This window comes from Bacillus sp. SH7-1, from assembly GCF_008042405.1.
Classification (GTDB): domain Bacteria; phylum Bacillota; class Bacilli; order Bacillales; family Bacillaceae_G; genus Bacillus_A; species Bacillus_A thuringiensis_N.
This window is the reverse complement of sequence record NZ_QNUD01000057.1, coordinates 1-2,378: the sequence shown is the minus strand read 5'-3', so window position 1 is coordinate 2,378 and position 2,378 is coordinate 1. Positions and strand designations below refer to the sequence as shown.

The following is a 2,378-nucleotide window of genomic DNA, read 5'->3' as shown; positions in this document are numbered from 1 at the left end:
TTAGCCGCTCATTTGCGACTCCCTTATGTTAACATCTTCGTTAGTTAATGTCAACTAAGTTTTTCATTTTGTTTATCGCATTCTGCGTTATTGCATCGGCGACTTGTTCTATATTACACCTCTAAGTAGTAATCGTCAATATGTTTTTATAAAAAACTTCATTTTTTTATAAACCCATTCACATACCTCTTCTATAAGAATATATAAGCAACCCATAAAATACTCTATGGGTTGCTTTCCATCATAAAAACTATTGTTCTTTTGAAGGTACCGAACAACTTTCATCCGTACAAGACATATCGCTTCCACCTTTTGAAGAAAGCTCTTGTAACTTAGGTACAGGATTCTCTTCTTCCCACACTTGCTGAAGTGCACCAACAAAAGTCTCAAGTGGTTGCGCACCCGAAATAGCATACTTTTGATTAATAATAAAATAAGGTACTCCCGAAATTTGATATTGCTGTGCAATCGATTCATCAATTCTAACATCATTGGCATACGCATTTTTATCGTTAATAACACTTAAAGCTTCTTGCTTATCTAAGCCTGATACTTCAGCGATAGTAGCAAGAGTATCCACATCACTTAAATTTCTCGATTCAGTGAAGTATGCAAAAAGTAGATTTTCCGTAATCTCTTTTTCTTTCCCTTGATTCTTTGCAAATTTCGCAAGACGATGCGCATCAAAAGTGTTCGTCGGCTTCATCTCATCAAAATTAAAACTTAAACCCATACTAGCTGCATGATTGCCTAGTTGCACGTTATTACGTTTAGCTTCTTCAATACTAATCCCATACTTTGATGCAAGTACTTCATTAATACTTGTTCCAGAATAGATTGGAGCATTTTGGTCTAATTCAAAACTTTTAAACTCAACTTCAACATCCTTCTTATGCGGAAATTGCTCTAAAGCCATTTCTAATCTACGTTTCCCAATATAGCAAAATGGACATACAAAATCTGACCATACTTCAATTTTCATAGAAACACCTCATTAACATGTAGTTTCCAATCATTGTAGCACTGACACTAAGAAATTCAAAAATTTATGCTTCAAGCCTTATATACTGAAACCTAAAATGAATTTATAAATAGAAAAACGATAATCAAAAGTATTACCTTCTGATTATCGCATATGTAAATCTAATTATGCTGGAATATATCTCCCTACGAACTTCCATACGGTATTCCAGTATGTATTTGAATCTATCTTCTCAGCTTCTCCATGTCCAGCACCTGAAACAATTAATTTCTCTTTTTCTACTTTTGCAGCGTTATACACTTCATCTAACATTTCAAAAGGAACGAATGTATCCGCATCCCCGTGAATGAAGAGCATCGGTGTTTTACTTTTTGCAACTTGTTTAATAGCTGAAGCTTCTTCTAAATCATATCCAGCTCTTAATTTTGTAACTGTATTTGCCGCATTCATAACAGGAAACTTCGGCAAATGGAATAGATCTTTTAATTGATAAGTAAATTCATCAACAACAGTTGAGTATCCACAATCTTCAATAATAACTTTAACATTAGAAGGTAAATCTTCACCTGAAGTCATCATTACAGTTGCCCCGCCCATTGAAACACCAAAGAGTGCTATTTCGGCATTAGGGTCTTTCTTTACAATTTGTTGAATCCAAATCAAAATGTCTTTACGGTCATGCCAGCCCATACCAACATAATCTCCTTCACTATTTCCGTGCCCACGAAGATCTGGTGCTATGACATTATAGCCTTGTTCATAAAAGTTACGAATATATTTCGTCATTTCTGATGCCCTACCATTGTATCCATGAACTACAATTGCCCATTTATGACTCGATTGTTCATTCATATATTCATAACCTGTTAAATTCAGTTTATCGAAAGAACGCATAGTTAATGTGTTAGGCTTATACTTTGATACGAAGTTCGCATTCTTTTCTTCATTTGTAGCCAATACATCTCCCGATGCATTTACCGTTTCTACTAAATGAGGATTATCTTGCAAAAATTCTTTTTCTTGTTTCGCATTCAACGCATAGTTATAAAAATAATTCCCAACTAACATATACACAATCGCTAGAAGGACTAAGACTACTATAGTAATTATACCTATCTTTTTCATATTATCTCCTTTTTAAAAATTAAATCTCCCTATATTAAAGTACTTCAAAAAATAACTGTACTATTTTAACACACCGATAGATTGCTTCCGCAAAAAATAAAATAGAAAATCTTAAACTACACATCGAAAGTGATGAAAGAAATTGAATATAAGAGAATTAAAAGAAGAGGGATCACTTAAAATGGTACCTTGAGGTTAATACAAAGTTATAAATACAAAAAAGACGAGTCATTCTGACTCGTCTTAAAGTTGCTTGGCGACGTCCTACTCT

2 protein-coding genes are annotated in these 2,378 nt (G+C 33.7%); both read right to left on the bottom strand.

The features are described from left to right. Nucleotides 1-250 precede the first annotated feature (250 nt). Nucleotides 251-982 carry a DsbA family oxidoreductase gene (locus tag DN390_RS29335; protein WP_060629303.1) on the bottom strand — a complete coding sequence of 244 codons (732 nt, stop codon included), beginning with the start codon at nt 980-982 and terminating at the stop codon, nt 251-253. 165 nt (nt 983-1,147) lie between these two features. Then, nucleotides 1,148-2,107 carry an alpha/beta hydrolase gene (locus DN390_RS29330; RefSeq protein WP_147809223.1) on the bottom strand — a complete coding sequence of 320 codons (960 nt, stop codon included), beginning with the start codon at nt 2,105-2,107 and terminating at the stop codon, nt 1,148-1,150. Nucleotides 2,108-2,378 lie beyond the last annotated feature (271 nt).

What these genes read in the sequence shown, in the direction of transcription:
- DN390_RS29335 (WP_060629303.1), bottom strand. Translation starts at nt 982, where the DNA reads ATGAAAATTGAAGTATGGTCAGATTTTGTATGTCCATTTTGCTATATT.
- DN390_RS29330 (WP_147809223.1), bottom strand. Translation starts at nt 2,107, where the DNA reads ATGAAAAAGATAGGTATAATTACTATAGTAGTCTTAGTCCTTCTAGCG.